The sequence below is a fragment of the Kitasatospora sp. NPDC017646 genome (genome assembly GCF_044329365.1).
GTDB lineage: Bacteria > Actinomycetota > Actinomycetes > Streptomycetales > Streptomycetaceae > Kitasatospora.
Genome location: NZ_JBIRJC010000078.1, coordinates 1 through 17,270 on the forward strand (window position 1 = coordinate 1; position 17,270 = coordinate 17,270).

The following is a 17,270-nucleotide window of genomic DNA, read 5'->3' on the forward strand; positions in this document are numbered from 1 at the left end:
CGCGACGATCACCATGATGAACTGCGCGAGCAACCCAACGACTCGTCACACCAGGGCCGGTGACCTGCACCAATCACGATGAAACTTCCTCAATGTGGATCGGCGTCCCACTCGTGGTCCGGCTCTCTGATCTGCTCGTACGACTCGAAGGTGTGGGTGTCGAAGAAGCAGGCGATGGAGAAAGGCTGCTGGGGGTCCGTGAGGACCCGGTAGATGAACTCGCTGGTGGAACCGTCGAATCGCTCCCAGCCGGCGGCGACGTCATCATGCGGCTGGGCGAGAATCGGCCAGCGGTCGGGATCGGCGGAATCGGTCAGCCAGAAGAACTGGTCGGCCTGGACCGAGTCCGCCCACCGAAGCAGGCCGCCGGCGGCGGGGAACACGGGATGCGGACTGAAGAGGTCGCCGATCCAGGCGTCAGTAGCGGCTCGTGCGCCCAGCCACTCGGCGTCCTTGATCAGATCGTGGTGCGGGCTCGGCGTGTCAGGGGTGGAGAGCTGCAGGAACCCGTCGAACTCTCCCGAGCCGAACCACTGCGCCAGCTGCTTGTAGTCGGTCGGCAGGGTGATGCCGAGCCGCGCCTCGACCGAGGGCCAGTCGATCACCCTCTTCGTCGCGGCCTCCCAGCCGGTGATGGCTGCCAGCTTCTCGCTCCACGTTGCCGCTGTGTCCACGATGCCGAGTAAAGCGCAGCAGACGGACAACGCTTGGCGCGGGACCTCCCACCATCGACGTCCACCTGGCCCCGTCCTGCTGTGCTTGGTGCCGCCGTCCGCGCCGCCGTCCGGTCCTTGGCCCGCGCTGCTCGGTGCCGTGCTGACTCGCCGCCGTCCTGGCCGCCGGCCTTCGCCCGCTGCGCCGGGCCCCGTCCTGCTCGGCGCCATCCTGCGGCCGCCAAGGGCCATCTGGGAGCGCACCGCGAGTGGACGTCCTGGTCACAGTGGCCGGTGCCAGTTGCGGTAGGTGTGCGGGGGTCTGGCGTAGCCGCTGTCGCTGAAGGGGTTCGGCAGTGTGCCGTCGAGGGTGCCGGCCAGGAAGTGGCCGAAGCCCGCCGCGAAGCGGATCCAACGTTCCTCCCCGTAGAGGGGCTGGCGCTTGAAGACGACGACGTCCCAGCTGTCCGGGTCCCGGGTGTGGAAGAGCCAGAAGGCCACGTCGCCGTTCGAGTTCCTCGCGAAGGGGAGAAGCCTTGCCTGCGAGCTGCGCGGCGAACCAAGCCCAGCGGCCGCGCGCTGCGCCACCTGGGCGGTGCCGACAGCCTCGCGTGAATGGTCGGTGGCGTGGGCGCAGTCCTTCCTGCTGACCAATACGTAGGCGGGTTCTCTCCAATGCTCACGCCTCCTGCCCAAGGGCGACTCGTCAAGCACATAAGCAGATCGGACGGGGCTTGCGCCGGACAGGCGTGCCGAGCTGGACCCGGCTCCTGGGCCCGGACGTCGGGGTGATCTGTCGGTTACTGAACCTGAAAGCGTGATGTCGGAGCCGTTTGCCTGACAGCTGCTGTGTGGGTCCGGTAGCCCTGAGCTGTGAGATACGCGCAGGGCGGCGGGTTGACCGACGCTGAGAGGGCCACGCGGGAGCGGATCCGGCTGCGGGCCGTGGAACGCTTCGAGGGCGGGGAGAAGAACCGGGAGATCGCCACCGCGTTGCGGGTGAGCGAGCGGTCGGTGGAGCGATGGCGCCGGCAGTGGCGTGAGCGGGGTGAAGCCGGAGTCCTGTCGAAGGGATCACCTGGGCGACCGAGGCTCAGCGAGGAGCAAATCGCCAGACTGGAGCGCGAGTTGGATCGTGGTCCACTCGTCCATGGCTGGGAGGACCAGCGCTGGACGCTCGCCCGGGTGAAGACGCTGATCGGCCGGCTGTTCCACGTCGGCTACACCGTCGAGGGGACCTGGGCACTGCTCAAGCGCCACGGCTGGTCCTGGCAGCAGCCGACCCGCCGGGCCATCGAACGGGACGACCAGGCGGTCGAGTTGTGGAAGAAGGAGGTCTGGCCCCGGGTAAAAGCGCCGCGGCGGCTCGGGGAGCCTGGCTGGTCTTCGAGGACGAAGCCGGGCAGACCATGAGACCGCCGCGCACCAGGACCTGGGGCCGCATCGGGTGCACGCCGGTGGTCCGCGTCCGCGGCCGGGGTTCCGGACGGGTCTCGATAGCCGGGATGGCCTGCTACAAGGCAGGCCAGCGATCCCGCATGATCTACGGCTTCCGTGTCCACCGCGGCCGCAAGGGCGAGCCCAAGGCGTTCACCTGGCAGGACTACCGCGACCTGATCCTGCGCGCCCGCATCCAGCTCGGCGGCCCGATCGTGCTCGTCTGGGACAACCTGTCCACGCACCTGATGCCGCCAATGAAGGAGTTCATCGCCGCGAACGAGGACTGGCTGACCGTCTTCCAGCTGCCCTCCTACGCGCCCGATCTCAACCCGCAGGAGGGCATCTGGGCCCTGGTCAAACGCGGCATCGGCAACCTCGCGGTCGCCAACCTCGACCACCTGGCCAAAGCCGTCCGGACCCGCCTCAAGAAGATCCAGTACCGCCCGCACCTGATCGACGGCTGCCTCACCCAGGCCGGCCTGAACATGAACGACTGACCCCAGCCGACACCGACATCACGAATTCAAGTTCAGTATCTGGCGATACCGCCGCTGAGCTGCGAATTCTTGCTGGCAGGCGACGCCTTGGATCCCCTAGAGTCGGCGCGCCCACCCGGTCGGGGCGGTGGCGTACCGGCGTGCGTGGTCAAGCACGCGGCGATTCCAGGAGTTGACGATCTGATGGTGTGTGTGGCGTGCGGGACACGCCCCGTGGGGACGGACAGCGGCCGCTGCTTCGGCTGCGCGGAGGCGGCTCCCGGATGGGCGGCGGCGCTGCGCCCGGCGAACGGCCTTGCCGTGGCGGTCTACGCCCTGCTTGCGTTGAATGCCGCGATGGCGGCGGTGGTCGTCGCGATCGATCTCTGGTCGGATGTGCTCCTGGGCCGGCTGGTGGAGGGGCCGGGCGAGGTCGGCCTCGACGACTTCGACGCCGTGAAGTCCGTGGCGAACGCGGTGAACGGGATGTTCATCCCGTTGGCGCTGGCCACCGCCGGGGTGTTCATCGTCTGGTTCTACCGCATCCGCCAGAACGCCGACCTGCTGGTGCCGAACGGGCACCGCCTGGGACGCGGCTGGACCATCGGGGCCTGGTTCACCCCAATCGTCCAGCTCTGGTTCCCCTGGCAGCTGATGGTGGACTGCTGGAGGGCGAGCGCACCGCTGGACGCGGAGGGAAGGCGACGCAAACTGTCGGAGAAGGTCCTCGCCCTGTGGTGGTGCACCTGGATCGGCTCGCTGATCGTCGGCCGGATCGCAGGCACCATGGTGCGTCACGTGAACCCGCTGGTCCCCGGTGACCTCGAGAGCCTGCGCAACACCATCCAGGTAGAGGCCGCAGGGTCAGCACTGCGGGTCGTGGCGGCGATCGCGGCAATCGTCGTGGTCAACCGGCTGACCGCCATGCAGCAGGCACGCCGGGCCGGCATCAACCCGCTCGCGGCCAGGGCCGCCCAGGAGGCCCGGGTCCGGGCCCTGGTGTCGGCTTCGGCTGCTGCCGCCTCGCCCGCGCCTGCTGAGGTTCCGCGTGACGCCGCGTCGGAGGGACAGGCTTCGGCCTGACGGTGCATGGCCTGGCCGGGGAACGATTCCTCGGTCGGGCGGCGCCAGCTGGTGTAGTTTTCTGTTGAATGCGATCTCTGTGCGCCACGAGCGCTACTGCGTGTGATGTAGCGGGGTTCAGCCAACTATCCGACAGTTGACGAGTGCTGAAGTGCCCCTGACCGGAAACCGGTCAGGGGCACTTTTGGTCAGCTCATCGCCTCATTCTGGGATTCAGCTTCGTACGCGAGCGGTCCACTTCTGGGCGGGGGTGCCGTTGCAGTCCCAGAGCTCGAGTCGGGCGCCGTTGGTTGCGGTGCCGCCGGGGACGTCGATGCAGCGGCCGGAGGCGGGGTTGTAGATGGTGCCGTCGGGCCGCGGCAGGTAGATCTGGTTTGGCCAGGCGTTGCCGCAGGTCCAGATTTCCAGCGGGGTGCCGTTGGCGGTGCCGCCTCCAGTGGCGTCGAGACAGCCGCCGAGGTAGCGCAGGGTTCCGTCGGGCTTGAAGGTCCACTGTGCGTTGCCGGGGTTGCAGTCATACAGCTGGACGGCGGTGCCGTTTGCGGTGCTGGCGCCGTTGGCGTCGATGCACTTGCCGGTTTGGGCGGTGTAGGTGATGGGGCTGTTCTCGGCGTAGGTGCTGAGAACGCTGGTCCATCCGTTGGTCCAGGTGTAGTAGGGGTCGGTGGTGGTGGAGTGGCCGGTGAAGGTCTTGATGATGCCGCCCTGGGTCATGCTCCAGAGGGTGGGTGAGCCGATGCCGGTGAGGTCGCCGTCGGAGCCGATGATGGGCCAGTTGTCGGTGGTGACGCCGTAGCCGATCTTGGTGTCGGTGGCGATGCCGGTAAAGGTGGGGTAGCTGGTGCTGTTGCCGAAGTCGTCGGTGACGGTGACGGTGCCGGTGGTGAACGTGTAGCCGCGCAGGTCACCGGTGGCCTGGTTGCGTGCCCACAGGCCGGGGTGGCCTTGGCCGGCCCAGTCGCCGGGGGAGATGAGGTCCCAGCCCTTCCAGCCGCTGGTGGCGAGCTTGGTGGGTGAGCCGAAGGTGACGTCCTGGTAGGTGGGGTAGAACCAGAGTGCTCCGGTGCCGTCCGGGCTGGTCTCGACGGTGAACAGGCCGGTGCGGTTGAGGAACTTCTTGCTGGTGTCGAGGTTGGTGGTGCTGGGGTCGCCGCTGGCGGCGATCTGCAGCGTGGTGGACCAGTCGGTCGCGTTGTAGCCGGTGCAATCGGTCAGTTTCGGATCGCACGCGGGCTTGGTCAAGGGGCTGTTGGCGTCGAAAACACCGGAGACGCCGGTGTTGCCAGGGTTCTTATAGAAGTAGAGGGTCTTGTCGCCGTCCTTGTGGACGATGAGGTCGTCGACGTTGTTTCCGCCGCGCAGGCTGCCGCGGTGGGTGATGCGGTAGTTGGCCCAGGAGTCCCCGCCGGGGGACTTGGCCTTCGGTGCGGCGAGCGGGGCCTTCGCCTGGGTGGCGGGGATGCTGTAGGCGCGCAAATCGCCGCTCGGGTCGGCGGTGACGATGTCGGGCAGCGCGTCACCGGTGACGTCGCCGAACGTCGGGGCGGGGCTGTTGGGGTTCCACGGTGCGTAGAAGGAGTACTGCGCGACGGGGGAGAGGTTGCCGGCGTTGTCCTCGGCCTGGACGTAGAGGACGTTGGTGCCCCAGCGTCCGGCGGTCACCTGGATTTGGCCGGTGGGCATGGAGCTGCCGCACTGCCAGGTGGCGTCGACGAGCTGGGGGTCGAAGCTCCAGCGCAGGCAGACCACTCCGGAGGTGTAGCCACCGTTGGGGTTGGGGTCGGTGGCGGTGAAGGGGATGCCTCCGCTCTGGCCGGCGTAGAGCTGGGGGGTCTGGCCGTTGCCGCTGGGCGGGAACTGCTTGCTGGTGTCGGTGACCGAGGTGGGGAAGGTGACGGTCGGCGGGGTGAGGTCGACCTTGAAGTAGCAGGTCGGGGTGGAGGCTGACCAGGGAGTGTCGGCCAGGCCGTCGGTGGCCATGATGCCGTAGCCGTAGGAGTGGCCGTCCTGGAGGACGTTGGCCGGGACCTGGAAGCTGGTGGTGCCGCCGTTGGCGACGAAGGCCGTGGTGCCCTTGGCGACATCGGGGACGCCGGAGAGGTTGTAGTCCCAGATGTGGTCCCAGGTCTGGACCTGGGACTGGGTGGGGCTGCTGACGTCGGCGTTGAGCCAGACGTTGTTGCTCTGGGTGGAGCCGGCGCCGAGCCAGGCCCAGTCGTTGGCGTTGCCGTCGCCGCAGGACTGGTTGGTCGCCGCCGGGCTGGCCGTGGTGGGGGCGGGCCACACCGCGGGGTGCTTGGGGACGTCGGGTACGCGGTCGTACTGGACGGACAGCGCGGGCTGGTAGGTGAACCGCTTGAAGGCGTACTGGTTGCTCTCGTCACCGTAGAGGCCGAAGGTCAGCTGCCCGTAGTTGACGTACTGCCTCATCGCGCCGGTGATGTCGAAACTGAACGGCACGTTGTCGTGGCACGGGTCCTGGCCCGAACCGCCGACCCAGGCCGTACCGAGAGAACCACCATTCTGGGAGGGCTGGTTGGACCAGTGGATACCGTTGCCGATCGGCCCGGTGACGTACAGGTTGAGCGGGTAGTTGTTGGTGCAGGACCAGTCGGCGGAGACGTACTCCTGCATGGTCATCGTCGCGGAGTGGATGACCGCACCGCCCAGCGCGCTGATGTCGAACTGGTAGAAGCTGCGCTCGATGTCGGCGGGTGAGCAGCTGCCGCCGTTGGGGTAGGTGCCGCACTTGCCGACGCCCGGGTGGTCGGCGTCGCCGCTGCCCTGGCGCATCCAGTTGTTGGAGCCGTCGTGGCTCGACTGGACCCAGGTCCAGGAGTTGCCCCACTGGGTCCAGGGAAGGTAATCGGGGTCGATGTAGTACGGGGCGGTGCCGTGGGCCAGGAGGTCCTGGTCAGGGGTGAGGTCGATGCCGCTGTCGGTGGCCATGACCGGCATGGCGGAGACCTTGGAGGCCGTCCCGGGACCGGTGTCTGAACTGGCCGCAGGGTCCTGTCCCGTGGCCGTTGGCGCGGGTGCGGGCGTGTCTGCCGCGGCTGCTCTGAAGGTCAGGGCGGTCTTCGTCACGGTCGCGGGCGTGTTGGCCGCGGGTGTGGGCGTGTTCGTGGGGGGAGCGGTGGTGCTGTCCCACATCTGCGGGGTGCGGGAGACCCAGCGGGGCTTGCCGTCGGCGCCGACGAGGGTGACGTTGCCGCGTTCGTCGCTCTTGACGCTGACGCCGTCGAGAGTGGTCCCGAAGTGCAGGTTCTTCAGCACCGCGTTGGCGGCTGCTGCCTGCGTCTTGACGACCAGGACGGTGGTCAGGCCGCCGAGCTTGGTGGCGGTGACCTTCAGGTCGATGTCGGGCGCGACAGACGGGTAGACCAGGCTGTCACCGCTGACGGTCGGCGACGGCAGCGCGAACGGGGCGGACAGCGCGAGCTTCTTCCCGTCCGAACTGGTCATGGTCGCCAGTGGGCCGTTCCCGCCCTTGGACAGCACCACCTGCCCTGCCGCGGACTTGGGCGAGAACGTGCCGTCCGGGTTGGCCACGAGGGTGGCGTCCAGCCCCTGCCAGACGCCATTGCGGCGCACGCGCTGCTGCTCCAGGTGGCTGGTCAGTGCGAGGTGGCCTTCGGGGGTGGCGACGGTCTCGCTGTACTCGGTCGTGAGCGAGTCGACCGGGACGTTCTTTTGCGTGGACTTGGCCTGGGCGATGGCCTGTTCGACCGCGTTGGCCGGTGGACGTTCCTGCATCTTCTGTGCGGTGGCGGCGTCGATCGCGGCCTGCGACGGCACGTTCGGTGCGTCGGCGGCTTGGGCGCTGAGGCCTGAGAGGCCGGTGGTGAGCGCGAGAACGGCTGCCGCGGTCAATGCCCTGAGCGGCCTGCCGTTGTAGCGGCGCTTTCTATTCAAAACGGGAAACTCCCCCAAAGAACACGGAAGGCCTGCATAGGCACAGGTCAGAGGCACCGTAGGGGGACGCACTGACATCGGCCAGTTCAAGTTCGGTGGCGAAGTCCATGCTTGATCCTAAATGACCACTTTGTGCCCCTCCGTGAGAATCCTCACCATCGGACATGTCTTGACCATTCGTCAGCGAGTGCCGCTAACATTCGCCGGTTCGGATGCAGGACGTGCCTCCCGTATTCCGGGGGGACCAACGCTTGGGGAATATAAGAGAGTGTCAGTTATACAACGATCAGGCCTCGGGAAAGAAAAGGTGAGGAGGGGGAGACTGCGCGCGCGCCTTGCGGCCGTGACGACGGCCGCTGTCCTCGGGTCTCTGCTCGCGCCCCTGCCGTTCGCGGCTGCCGCGGACGGGCCGGACTACTCGCGCAAGTGGTCGCCGCCGAACACCGCCCTGCCGAAGACGCCCTCGGTCGCAGGGCAGAACGCGGCACTGGTGCCGGTTTCGAAGCCGCAGCACCCGGTGCCGCCGACCTGGACCCCGCCCAAGGACGCCAAGGCGGTGACGGGAGGCCACGCGTCGGTGACGCTCGGCTCCGCACCCGAAGCGCACCCGCTGGGTGAGGGTGAGAAGCCGAAGGCCGGTTCTGAGGCCAAGGCCTCAGGGCTGCCGGTCACCATCGCGCCGTTGGCCGGCTCGTCGGCCGCGGGGCAGACGATCCAGGTCGAGATGGCCGACGCCAAGGCCTCGGCGACCGCCGGGATCCCCGGTGTGGCGGTGACCCTCACCCGCCCGGGCTCGGGTGATGACGCACCGGTGCGCCTGGGTGTCGACGCTTCCAGTTTGGACGCCGCGTTCGGGGCGAACTGGGCCGCGCGTGCCCACCTGGTGGTTCTGCCCGGTTGTGCGACGACGACGCCGCAGAATACGGACTGCCGCAAGCAGACGCCGCTGGAGTCGCACTATGACCCGTCGGCGAAGAAGCTCGTCGCCGACGTCCCGTTGAACGGCACGGGCGCCGCCAAGACCACCGCTCCTGCTACGAAGAGTGCCACCGATGTCTCCGGCGCGGCTCGCGCTGTGTACGTGGGCTCCACCACCACCTCGACCACGGTGGGTGTGGTGTCGGGTGCGTCGAGTGGGGCCGGTACCTACTCGGCGACTCCGCTCGGGGTCTCGCAGGGCTGGGCCGCGGGCGGTTCTTCCGGAGCGTTCACGTACGGGTACCCGGTGCAGGTGCCGCCGGCGCTGGCCGGTTCGGCGCCGAAGGTGTCGCTGTCGTACGACTCGGCGTCGGTGGACGGGCGGACCTCGTCGACGAACGCGCAGGCGTCCTGGATCGGTGACGGCTGGGACCTCGGTGCCGGTTTCGTCGAGCGTTCCTTCAAGCCGTGTTCGCTGGACGGCATCACGAACTCCGGTGACCAGTGCTGGGGCGGTGCGAACCTGACCATGTCGCTGGGAGGTCACTCGGGGCAGTTGGTGCCCGACGATGCCTCCTGCCAGTCGGGCGCGTCGGCGGCGATGGAGCAGTCGGCCTGCACGTGGCGGCTGAAGGACGACGACGGCACGAAGGTGCAGTTCCTGACCGGTGCCACGAACGGCACGTGGAACGGCTCCTACATCAAGGTCACCGACACCGGTGGCACGGTGTCCTACTTCGGCCTGAACCATGTGCCGGACGCGAACGGCAACCCGACCACGCTCGGTGCGGAGAGCGGCTCGGCGTGGACCGTCCCGGTCTACTCCCCCAACAGCGGCGACCCGTGCTACGACCCGTCCAAGGGCCAGGGATCGTGGTGCCAGAGCGCCTGGCGCTGGAACCTCGACTTCGTCGTGGACCCGCACGGCAACCTGACCACCTACACCTACGCCCCGGAGACGAACTACTACTCGCGCGGCGGCGCGCAGAACAACGGCAACGGCACTCCCGCCGCCTACACCCGCGCCGGTGTACCGGCCACCATCGGCTACGGGCAGCTCCTCTCGGACCAGCTGAACAACAACGGCGCCTACAAGCCCGCCGCGAAGATCATCTTCAACACCTCCGAGCGGTGCGTCACCTCCACCACGGCCTGCGACCCCTCCCAGCGCACCGCTGCCAACGCGGCGAACTGGCCGGATGTCCCGCTGGACCAGCAGTGCGACGCGACCAGCCCGTGCACGGTCTACGGGCCGACGTACTGGACCACCAAGTGGCTGACGTCCATCACCACCCAGGTGAAGGTCAACGGCAACTACCAGACCGTGGACTCCTACGCGCTCAACCACACGTTCATCAACGTGCAGAACGCCACCGAGAACACCCAGGTCCCCTGGCTCGCATCCATCCAGCGCACCGGCCAGGACCCCCAGGCCACCGGCGGCTCCATCACCCTGCCGCCCGTGTCCTTCACCTCGCAGCTGCTGCCCAACCGCGTGGACGGCACCAACCTTGTCCCCGCACCCCCGGCCTACAACCGGCCCCGCATCCAGCTGATCACCACCGAGACCGGCAGCACCATCGGCGTCAACTACGCCCCCGCCGCCTGCTCACGGGTCAACAACGTCATGCCGGCCTCCGCCGACAGTGACACGCTCTCCTGCTACAACGTCAAGTGGAACCCTCCCGGCTCCATCGCCGGCGCCACGCCGGTGGACGACTGGTTCCTGAAGTACCCGGTCGCGAGCGTGACCGTAAACCCCGGCACTCCTCACTCCATCCCGATGGAGACCGATTACACCTACGGAAAGGCCGCCTGGCACCGCAACGACTCCCCGGCGACCCAGGACAATAACCGCACCTGGGACCAGTTCCGCGGCTACGCCTCCGTAACCGCGATAGCCGGCAGCGGCAACGACGGGCCGAAGTCGAAGAAGTCGACCACCTTCTACCAGGGCATGGACGGCGACCTCCTCGCGAACGGCACCGCCCGCAGCGTCCAGGTCGCCGGCCCGATGGGCGCAGGAGCCACCGACTCCGACTGGCTCTCCGGCCAGACCCGCGAAAGCGACACCTACACCAGCGCCGACCCTGCCGGAACCGTCACCAGCTACACGGTGAAGGACTTCAGCGGCGGCCCTGTTACCACCGCCACCCACAACCAGGGCAACAACCTGCCCGCACTCCTCGCGCGGTACGCGACCACCACGACCGTGAGCACGACGAAGTCGTCCAAGGCCGACGGGACCTGGCAGGCCACCGCAACCACCACAACGACCGACCCCTCGCACGGCAACCGCGTCAGCACCTCACTCGACACCGCCGACGGCCTGCCTGACATCTGCACCCGCACCAACTACGCCACCGGAACGGACTCGCAAGTCCAGGAGATCTCCTCTGAGTCGGTGGTGGTCTCCGGCGCCAACGCCTGCACCGCGGCGGCCACGGCGTCCAACACCATCTCCTGGACCCGGACCCTCTACGACGGCAAGGCCTTCGGACAACTCGGCGGGGCACACGATGCGACCAGCACACTGACGCTCGACCACTTCGACTCCAGCGGCACACCACAGTTCACCGCGGCCAACGCGACGTACGACGGCTACGGACGCGCCACGAGCGCGACCGATCCCAACGCCACCGACAGCGCGCACCCCGGCGGTGCGACAGTCACCACCGCCTACACGGCGACCGGCGCGGGGGAACTGCCCAACAGCGTCACCGTCACCACCCCGGCTCCCGCCAGCGCAAGTGACGCGGCCACCGGCCGGACCACCACCACCACGTACGACACCGCACGCGCCCTGCCGCTGACGGTGACCGACCCCAACGGCCGCACGACCACCTCGGCCTACGACCAACTCGGCCGCGCGACCAGCGTATGGCTGCCAGGCCAGCCCACCACGGCCAGCGCCAACAAGAAATTCGCCTACACGCTCCCCGGCGTGGTCAACGGCGCTGCCGTGCCTCCGACCGTGACCACCTCCAACCTGACGTCGAAGGACTACTACACGGTCCAGATCGACATCATGGACGGCGAGGGACGGCCCGTACAGTCCCAGTCCACCCCCGCGCTCTCCGCCTACAAGGGGCGGCTGATCACCGACACGGTGTACGACTCGCAGGGCCGAGTCACCAGGGCGAACAGCCCCTGGTACAACGACGCGGCCGCGCCCAGCACCACGCCGTTCGACACCGTCACCAACAAGGTCCCGGCGCAGACCTACAACGTCTACGACGGCCTCGGCCGCCCGGTGACCACGCAGTTCGTCGCCTACGGCGTCACCCAGACCACGACCACCACCGCCTATCCCGGCGCCGACCGGACCGACATCACCCCGCCCGCAGGCGCCACCCCGACCTCAACCGTCACCGACGCACGCGGCCACAAGACCCAGCTCTGGCAGTACAAGACCCCCACCGCGACCGGCAACCAGGCCGACGCGGACATCACCACCTACACCTACAACCCGGACGGCCACCTCGCCACACAGAAGGACACCGCGGGCAACACCTGGACCCACGGCTACGACCTGCGCGGCCGGGAGACCACAACCTCAGACCCGGACACCGGCACCGCCACCAAGACCTACGACACCGACGGCCATCTGGCCACCGGCACCGACGCGCGCGGCCAAACGATTGCCTACACCTACGACCTGCTCGGCCGCGTGACGGGCACCTACTCCGGTACGGTCGCGCCGGCCAACCAGCTGACCGGCTTCACCTACGACACGGTCGTCAAGGGCAAGCCCGCCACCTCGACCCGCTTCGTCAACGGGGCCTCCGGCATCGCCTACACCAGCTCCGTGCTGGCGTACGACACCGCGTACCACCCCACCAAGACCACCACCACGATCCCCGGCACCGAAATCGGCCAGGGCACCACCCCCTTCACCTACACCTACCAGGCGCTCTATGACCCCGCCACGGGCACGCTGACCAAGGACGCCCGCTCGGCCGTCGGCGACATCGCCGGCGAGACAGTCAACTACACCTACGACTCCAACGGACCGCTGAGTACTTTCGGCGGCACCGTCACCTACGACCTGTCCTCGGACTGGGACGCCTACGGCCACAGCATCCGCTCCACGGTGAACCCCTGGGGCACCCAGATTGTCGTCACCAACACCTACGACGAATCCACCGGCCGCCCCCTGCAGCAACTCGTCGACAAGCAGACCGCAGCAACCGGCGCCGTCCAGCAGCTCACCTACACCTACAACCCCGCCGGACAGCTCACAGCGATCCGCAACATCCCGGACAACACCCCGTCGTCCACCGATCTCCAGTGCTTCGGCTACGACTACCTCGGCCGCCTGACGAACGCCTGGACCGACACCGGAACACTCACCCAAGCCGCCCAGCCCACGGTCGGCGGAATCGGCGCCTGCGCCAACTCCACCCCGACCAGCGGCGTCCAGGCACCCCTTCGGACGACGGTCGGTGGGCCCGCCGCGTACTGGCAGAGCTACGGCTACGACCTCACCGGCAACCGCACCCAGCTCATCCAGCACGACCCCGCCGGTGACACCACCAAGGACACCACCACCAACCAGACCTTCCCGGCCCCCGGAACGGTCAACACCCGCACCACCGCACTTAACACCGGCGGCGGCACCGGCGGCCCGCACGCGCTGACCAGCGCCACCACCACGGCGCCGACCGGCACCACCGGCAGCAGCGCCCAGTACGACGCCGCGGGCAACACCACCGCCGTCACCGACACCTCCGGCACCGCCACCCTCGTCTGGAACGGCGAGAACAGGCTCGACTCCTACACCAAGACCGGTACAGCCGGACCGACCACCTACCTCTACGACGCAGGCGGCAACCAGCTCATCCGCCGCGACCCCGGCAAAACCACCATCAACCTCGGCGGCGACGAACTCGTCTACGACACGACACAAAACCCCGCCACGGTTACCGGCATCCGTTCCTACCAAATCCCCGGCGGCATCACCCTGATCCGCCAGGGCGGCAACTCCACCTACCAGATCGCCGACCACCACGGCACCGCCACACTCGCCCTCGACGGCACCACACTCACCGAAAGCCGGCGCCCGGCCGACCCCTTCGGCAACCCCCGCGGAACCCAGCCCACCACCTGGGCCGGCGACCACGGCTTCATCGGCGGAACCAAGGACGACGCCACCGGCCTCACGAACCTCGGCGCCCGCGAATACCAACCCACCACCGGCCGCTTCCTCAACCCCGACCCCATCATCGACCTCGCGTCCCCACAACAGTGGAACGCCTACGCCTACAGCAACAACAACCCCGTCAACCTCTCCGACCCCTCAGGCCAGCACTTCGAAGAGTGCAGCAACGGCATGTACGCATGCACCGGCGGCATTACGCCAACTGACAAGGGACGCGACTACGACCAGATCGTAGAAGAGAACAAGAAAACCGAAGAAGTCGAAGCATACTCCGCATACACGTACTCGAGATATCACAAGACGGCTCGTGAGCAGTACGCGGTGTATTGCAGCAATATGCGATGCAATTCAAAGGCCAACCGAGGTGACGGCACTAGTTCGGACTTTCTCTGGGGCGTCGGTGCATCAGTTGTAGGACTAGTTAACCTGGCGGCGAAGCCAATTAGGTGGATGCGCGGCACGCGTGGCCCCGACATGCTGGACCACTACTTGGAATTTGCCCAGCGCAATGGTGCCGACACCGACAGTGCTCACTTCGACTCAGGGGGCTTCCTCCTCGCCGCGATAGGTGACGCCTACGCCACTAACCCGGAGGGGGCCGCGCCTCGCTGGATGCCGTGCAATAGCTTCCCTGCCGGAACCAAGGTTCTCCTTGTTGACGGAACCGCCAAGCCGATCGATCAGCTGACCGTCGGCGACCAGGTCACCGCAACCGACCCCCAGACCGGCAAGACCAGTGCGGAACATGTCACGCAGACCATCATCACCCCCGACGACAAGGACTTCACCGACCTCCAACTGACCACCTCAGGCGACGCGAACTCGCGGGCGGAAACTGGCAGCACGACCACTCTCACCTCAACACAGCATCACCCGTACTGGGACATCACCACCAAGCGGTGGACCAACGCGGCAGACCTCCAGGTCGGCGACCAGCTCCTGACATCCGCAGGCGACACCGTCACCGTCACGTCGGTCCGCAACTACCGCACCGATCCGACTAGCGCCTACAACCTTACGATCGATCAGCTCCACACGTACTATGTGCTGGCGGGTGAGACACCGGTCCTGGTTCATAATTGCGGCGAGACGTTCGACCGCGCTGTTGAACTCTACGGGCTTCGGGCCGACCCGAAGTCAACAGTGGCTGTCGCCAGCGTCAGGAAGATCGGAGATTGGAGTGCTAGCCCTGAAACCTGGGTGGCGACCGAGCAGTCCGGACTCCCCAAGGAATGGGATCCGCGTTTTGGTGGAACGTCGCCCGGGCGCCCGGGAGAGCGTTACATTCATGGTGTGGGGCATGCTGAGGATACGCTGATGTCGGCGATGAAAGAACGCGGATACGAGCTACTGGAAATGGGATCCTCGACGAATATGTGCAAGGCCTGCTACGGGCGAGCCGCAGCCCCGCCCTTTAGTATGGTTCACAGTGCCATCGGGTCCCGGCCTTCGTCGAGAATTGACTACACGAACTGGCGCCTCGTGGTGCAACCTGGGGAGGGCTGGTGAACACTCTTCCGAATTACCAGGCGCTGGATACGCCCGACCAAGCCGGCGCGTTCGGCCTGCTCTGCTCGGCGCGACTTTTGGCCGTGGCAGCGCTTGGCAATTTCCCGTGCGCCAGGGACCTTGGGACCCTCGTACGCGCGTGGGGTGAGTGCGCCGACATCGCGCCACAGGTCGCCTCAATGAAACGCTACTCGGCGATGTTTCCCTACCGTGACAACGTTGAAAGTCCGAGCTATTATCGGAGCCTTTCTGTTGATCTGGCTCTAATGTCGATCGACTTCACAGAGGATCAGCCCGCGGATCGAGCGCGGCGGCTTATGTTCATGGCTACTCAGGCATGGGGCAATCTGGACGATATCGTGTCATCTCGCGATTCGAACTCAGGGGACTTCTGTAAGCGAGAGATGGAAAGCCAAGCTCGTGACATTTCTATGATTTCTTCCGGCTCTGACGTCAGGCGTGCCTATCTCGACTGCCTCGCGCGTTATCGAGAGGAGTATCAGGAGCGCGCCAGGTATTTCTGTCGAGTAGCCGCCATGGCGAGTTGGTCGTGAGATTACCGTCGCTAGCTCGCGTGCGTGGCGCTTGAAAACCCTGCCGATGCTTGATCTGGCAGCTTGACCATGGAGTGTGAAGGCCCTCCGAGACTTGTCTCGGAGGGCCTTTCGCTGAGGTCAGTCTTGGGCACTGTCTCTTTCCAGCCGCCCACCACCTGACAGCCGTCAATCGGGAGGAGATCGTCATGAGCCGTACAGCCGGACCGCGTGCCGAACGGGCAGGCCGCGTCTACGCCCAGGACGGCGCCGTTTAGACGATCTGTCCGGATTATGCCGTTCCGCACCCAGGGCTTGATCCTCAGCAAGGCCGCGCCGCGCCAATGTCCACGACAGCCAGGCCCTGATCCCGCTGGCCGAGGCCATCCCGCCGATCCGCTCCAGTCGCGGGCCGCGTCGCCGCAGGCCCGGCAAGCTGGGAGACGTCCAAGCTCGACGTCGTCGACTTCGGACGCAACCCGCAGGCTCCGCAGTTCGGCCGGTACGGCACCCTCAACGTCCGCTACGGCAAGGCCAAGAAGGGCCAGAAACCCCGGCGCCGGAATGTGCTGTCGGTGATGGACTGGGCTGTCGAGGCGGTCGCGGACTACGTCGAGAACGTCCGGCCGCGGTTCGGGTTCCCTGACCATCCGGCCCTGTGGATCACCGAGCGGGGTGGACGCCTCCAGCCCGGCTCCATCAACGACCGGTTCGAGGCATACCGCGACGCGCTAAAACTCCCAAAAGGCCTAGTTCCGCACTCGATCAGAAGCGATCCGCAAACCCCACACGAGGCTTGGGATTGGCACGAGTGTTCGCGTGTTCCCGATTCGGGTGATTTCGGCGTTGTCGCCGCATGAAGACAGGGCCCCTGTGCAGCTTGGAGGTTGTCGAGACCGAAAAGCCGCAAGGAGGCCCTGTTGCCGCTTTTGTACGCCGTCGCCGCGGTCGGCGGCAACTCGGTACCCCCAGGGTGTGACTGCTTCGCGCACCGGTACGGCAACGCAGGCGACCATGGCGAGCGTGTTCGACGCTACGACAGCGACATGACCGATGCCGAGTGGGCGGCGGTGCGGGACCTGCTGCCGGTGCCGGCGTGGACGGGCGGCCGGGGCGGGCGGCCGGAGGGCTACTGCCACCGCCAGCTGCTCGACGCGATCCGCTACCTCGTCGACAACGGCGTCTGGCTCTGTTCACGTCGAAGAGCAGCGTTTCGACAGCAGTTCGGGAGGCGGCACCTGAACCGGATGTTCACGAGACCGGGCTCTGGCTCAACTTCTGTGACGCGGCCACGCTGAGTGACGGCTGAGCTTCTCAGGCAGGAGGTGAAGTCGCCCGAAAATGAGCGGTGGTCAAGGCGGTCGGGACGACAGTTCGGGGCCGTGGAAGAGATCGCGCTCCGGTTGAAGGAGCTGTTGTTCCCGTCGATCGCGGACGTTGCGGTGCTTTCGGTGGACGTGAGCGTCGCGATAGTGCGGGTCGATGCGGAATGAGGAAGTTCCATCGTGATTGGTGCAGGTCACCGGCCCTGGTGTGACGAGTCGTTGGGATGCTCGCGCAGTTCATCACGGTGATCGTCGCG

Annotated in this window: 9 protein-coding genes and 2 pseudogenes; 8 read left to right on the forward strand and 3 right to left on the reverse strand. The window is 67.0% G+C overall.

The features are described from left to right. Positions 1-89 precede the first annotated feature (89 nt). Entirely contained in the window at positions 90-674 is a 585-nt protein-coding gene (locus tag ACH4J0_RS41355) for an SMI1/KNR4 family protein (protein WP_396246361.1), read from the reverse strand. Positions 675-935: 261 nt separating this feature from the next. After that, positions 936-1,154 (reverse strand): hypothetical protein, encoded by a 219-nt coding sequence (locus ACH4J0_RS41360; RefSeq protein WP_396246362.1) that lies wholly within the window; start codon positions 1,152-1,154, stop codon positions 936-938. 372 nt (positions 1,155-1,526) lie between these two features. Between ACH4J0_RS41360 and ACH4J0_RS41365 the strand changes: the two genes are divergently transcribed. The 3 genes from ACH4J0_RS41365 to ACH4J0_RS41375 all read left to right on the forward strand — a co-directional run bounded on the left by ACH4J0_RS41365 (position 1,527) and on the right by ACH4J0_RS41375 (position 3,652). Continuing rightward, positions 1,527-2,066: a winged helix-turn-helix domain-containing protein gene (locus tag ACH4J0_RS41365; protein ID WP_396246363.1), complete on the forward strand. Its 540-nt coding sequence runs from the start codon at positions 1,527-1,529 to the stop codon at positions 2,064-2,066. Beyond that, the gene (locus ACH4J0_RS41370) at positions 2,063-2,590 is read left to right on the forward strand and encodes a transposase (protein WP_396246364.1); all 528 of its coding nucleotides are present in this window, start codon (positions 2,063-2,065) and stop codon (positions 2,588-2,590) included. The genes ACH4J0_RS41365 and ACH4J0_RS41370 overlap by 4 nt, the downstream gene beginning before the upstream one ends. A 213-nt stretch (positions 2,591-2,803) precedes the next feature. Further along, on the forward strand, positions 2,804-3,652 hold the full coding sequence (locus tag ACH4J0_RS41375) for a DUF4328 domain-containing protein (RefSeq protein WP_396246365.1): 849 nt from the start codon (positions 2,804-2,806) through the stop codon (positions 3,650-3,652). A 213-nt stretch (positions 3,653-3,865) separates the two neighbouring features. Here the strand turns inward: ACH4J0_RS41375 and ACH4J0_RS41380 are convergent, their stop codons facing one another. Next, a complete protein-coding gene (locus ACH4J0_RS41380) occupies positions 3,866-7,525 on the reverse strand; it encodes a ricin-type beta-trefoil lectin domain protein (RefSeq protein ID WP_396246366.1) in 3,660 nt (1,219 codons plus the stop codon). A 385-nt stretch (positions 7,526-7,910) separates the two neighbouring features. On the opposite strand from ACH4J0_RS41380, the gene ACH4J0_RS41385 reads away from it, so the two are divergent. From ACH4J0_RS41385 to ACH4J0_RS41405, 5 genes and pseudogenes are all read left to right on the forward strand, one after another. Continuing rightward, positions 7,911-15,155: a polymorphic toxin-type HINT domain-containing protein gene (locus ACH4J0_RS41385; protein WP_396246367.1), complete on the forward strand. Its 7,245-nt coding sequence runs from the start codon at positions 7,911-7,913 to the stop codon at positions 15,153-15,155. Further along, on the forward strand, positions 15,152-15,709 hold the full coding sequence (locus ACH4J0_RS41390) for a hypothetical protein (protein ID WP_396246368.1): 558 nt from the start codon (positions 15,152-15,154) through the stop codon (positions 15,707-15,709). Before ACH4J0_RS41385 ends, ACH4J0_RS41390 begins: the two co-directional genes overlap by 4 nt. 319 nt (positions 15,710-16,028) lie before the next feature. After that, positions 16,029-16,160 (forward strand): annotated as a pseudogene (locus tag ACH4J0_RS41395) (IS5/IS1182 family transposase); the annotation flags it as partial. A gap of 106 nt (positions 16,161-16,266) precedes the next feature. After that, positions 16,267-16,548 carry a hypothetical protein gene (locus ACH4J0_RS41400; protein ID WP_396246369.1) on the forward strand — a complete coding sequence of 94 codons (282 nt, stop codon included), beginning with the start codon at positions 16,267-16,269 and terminating at the stop codon, positions 16,546-16,548. Positions 16,549-16,605: 57 nt separating this feature from the next. Then, positions 16,606-16,869: pseudogene (locus tag ACH4J0_RS41405) on the forward strand (transposase); the annotation flags it as partial. Positions 16,870-17,270: the final 401 nt, after the last annotated feature.

Coding starts and splice junctions, on each gene's coding strand:
- ACH4J0_RS41370 (WP_396246364.1), top strand. CDS start 2,063: ATGAGACCGCCGCGCACCAGGACCTGGGGCCGCATCGGGTGCACGCCG.
- ACH4J0_RS41400 (WP_396246369.1), top strand. CDS start 16,267: ATGGACTGGGCTGTCGAGGCGGTCGCGGACTACGTCGAGAACGTCCGG.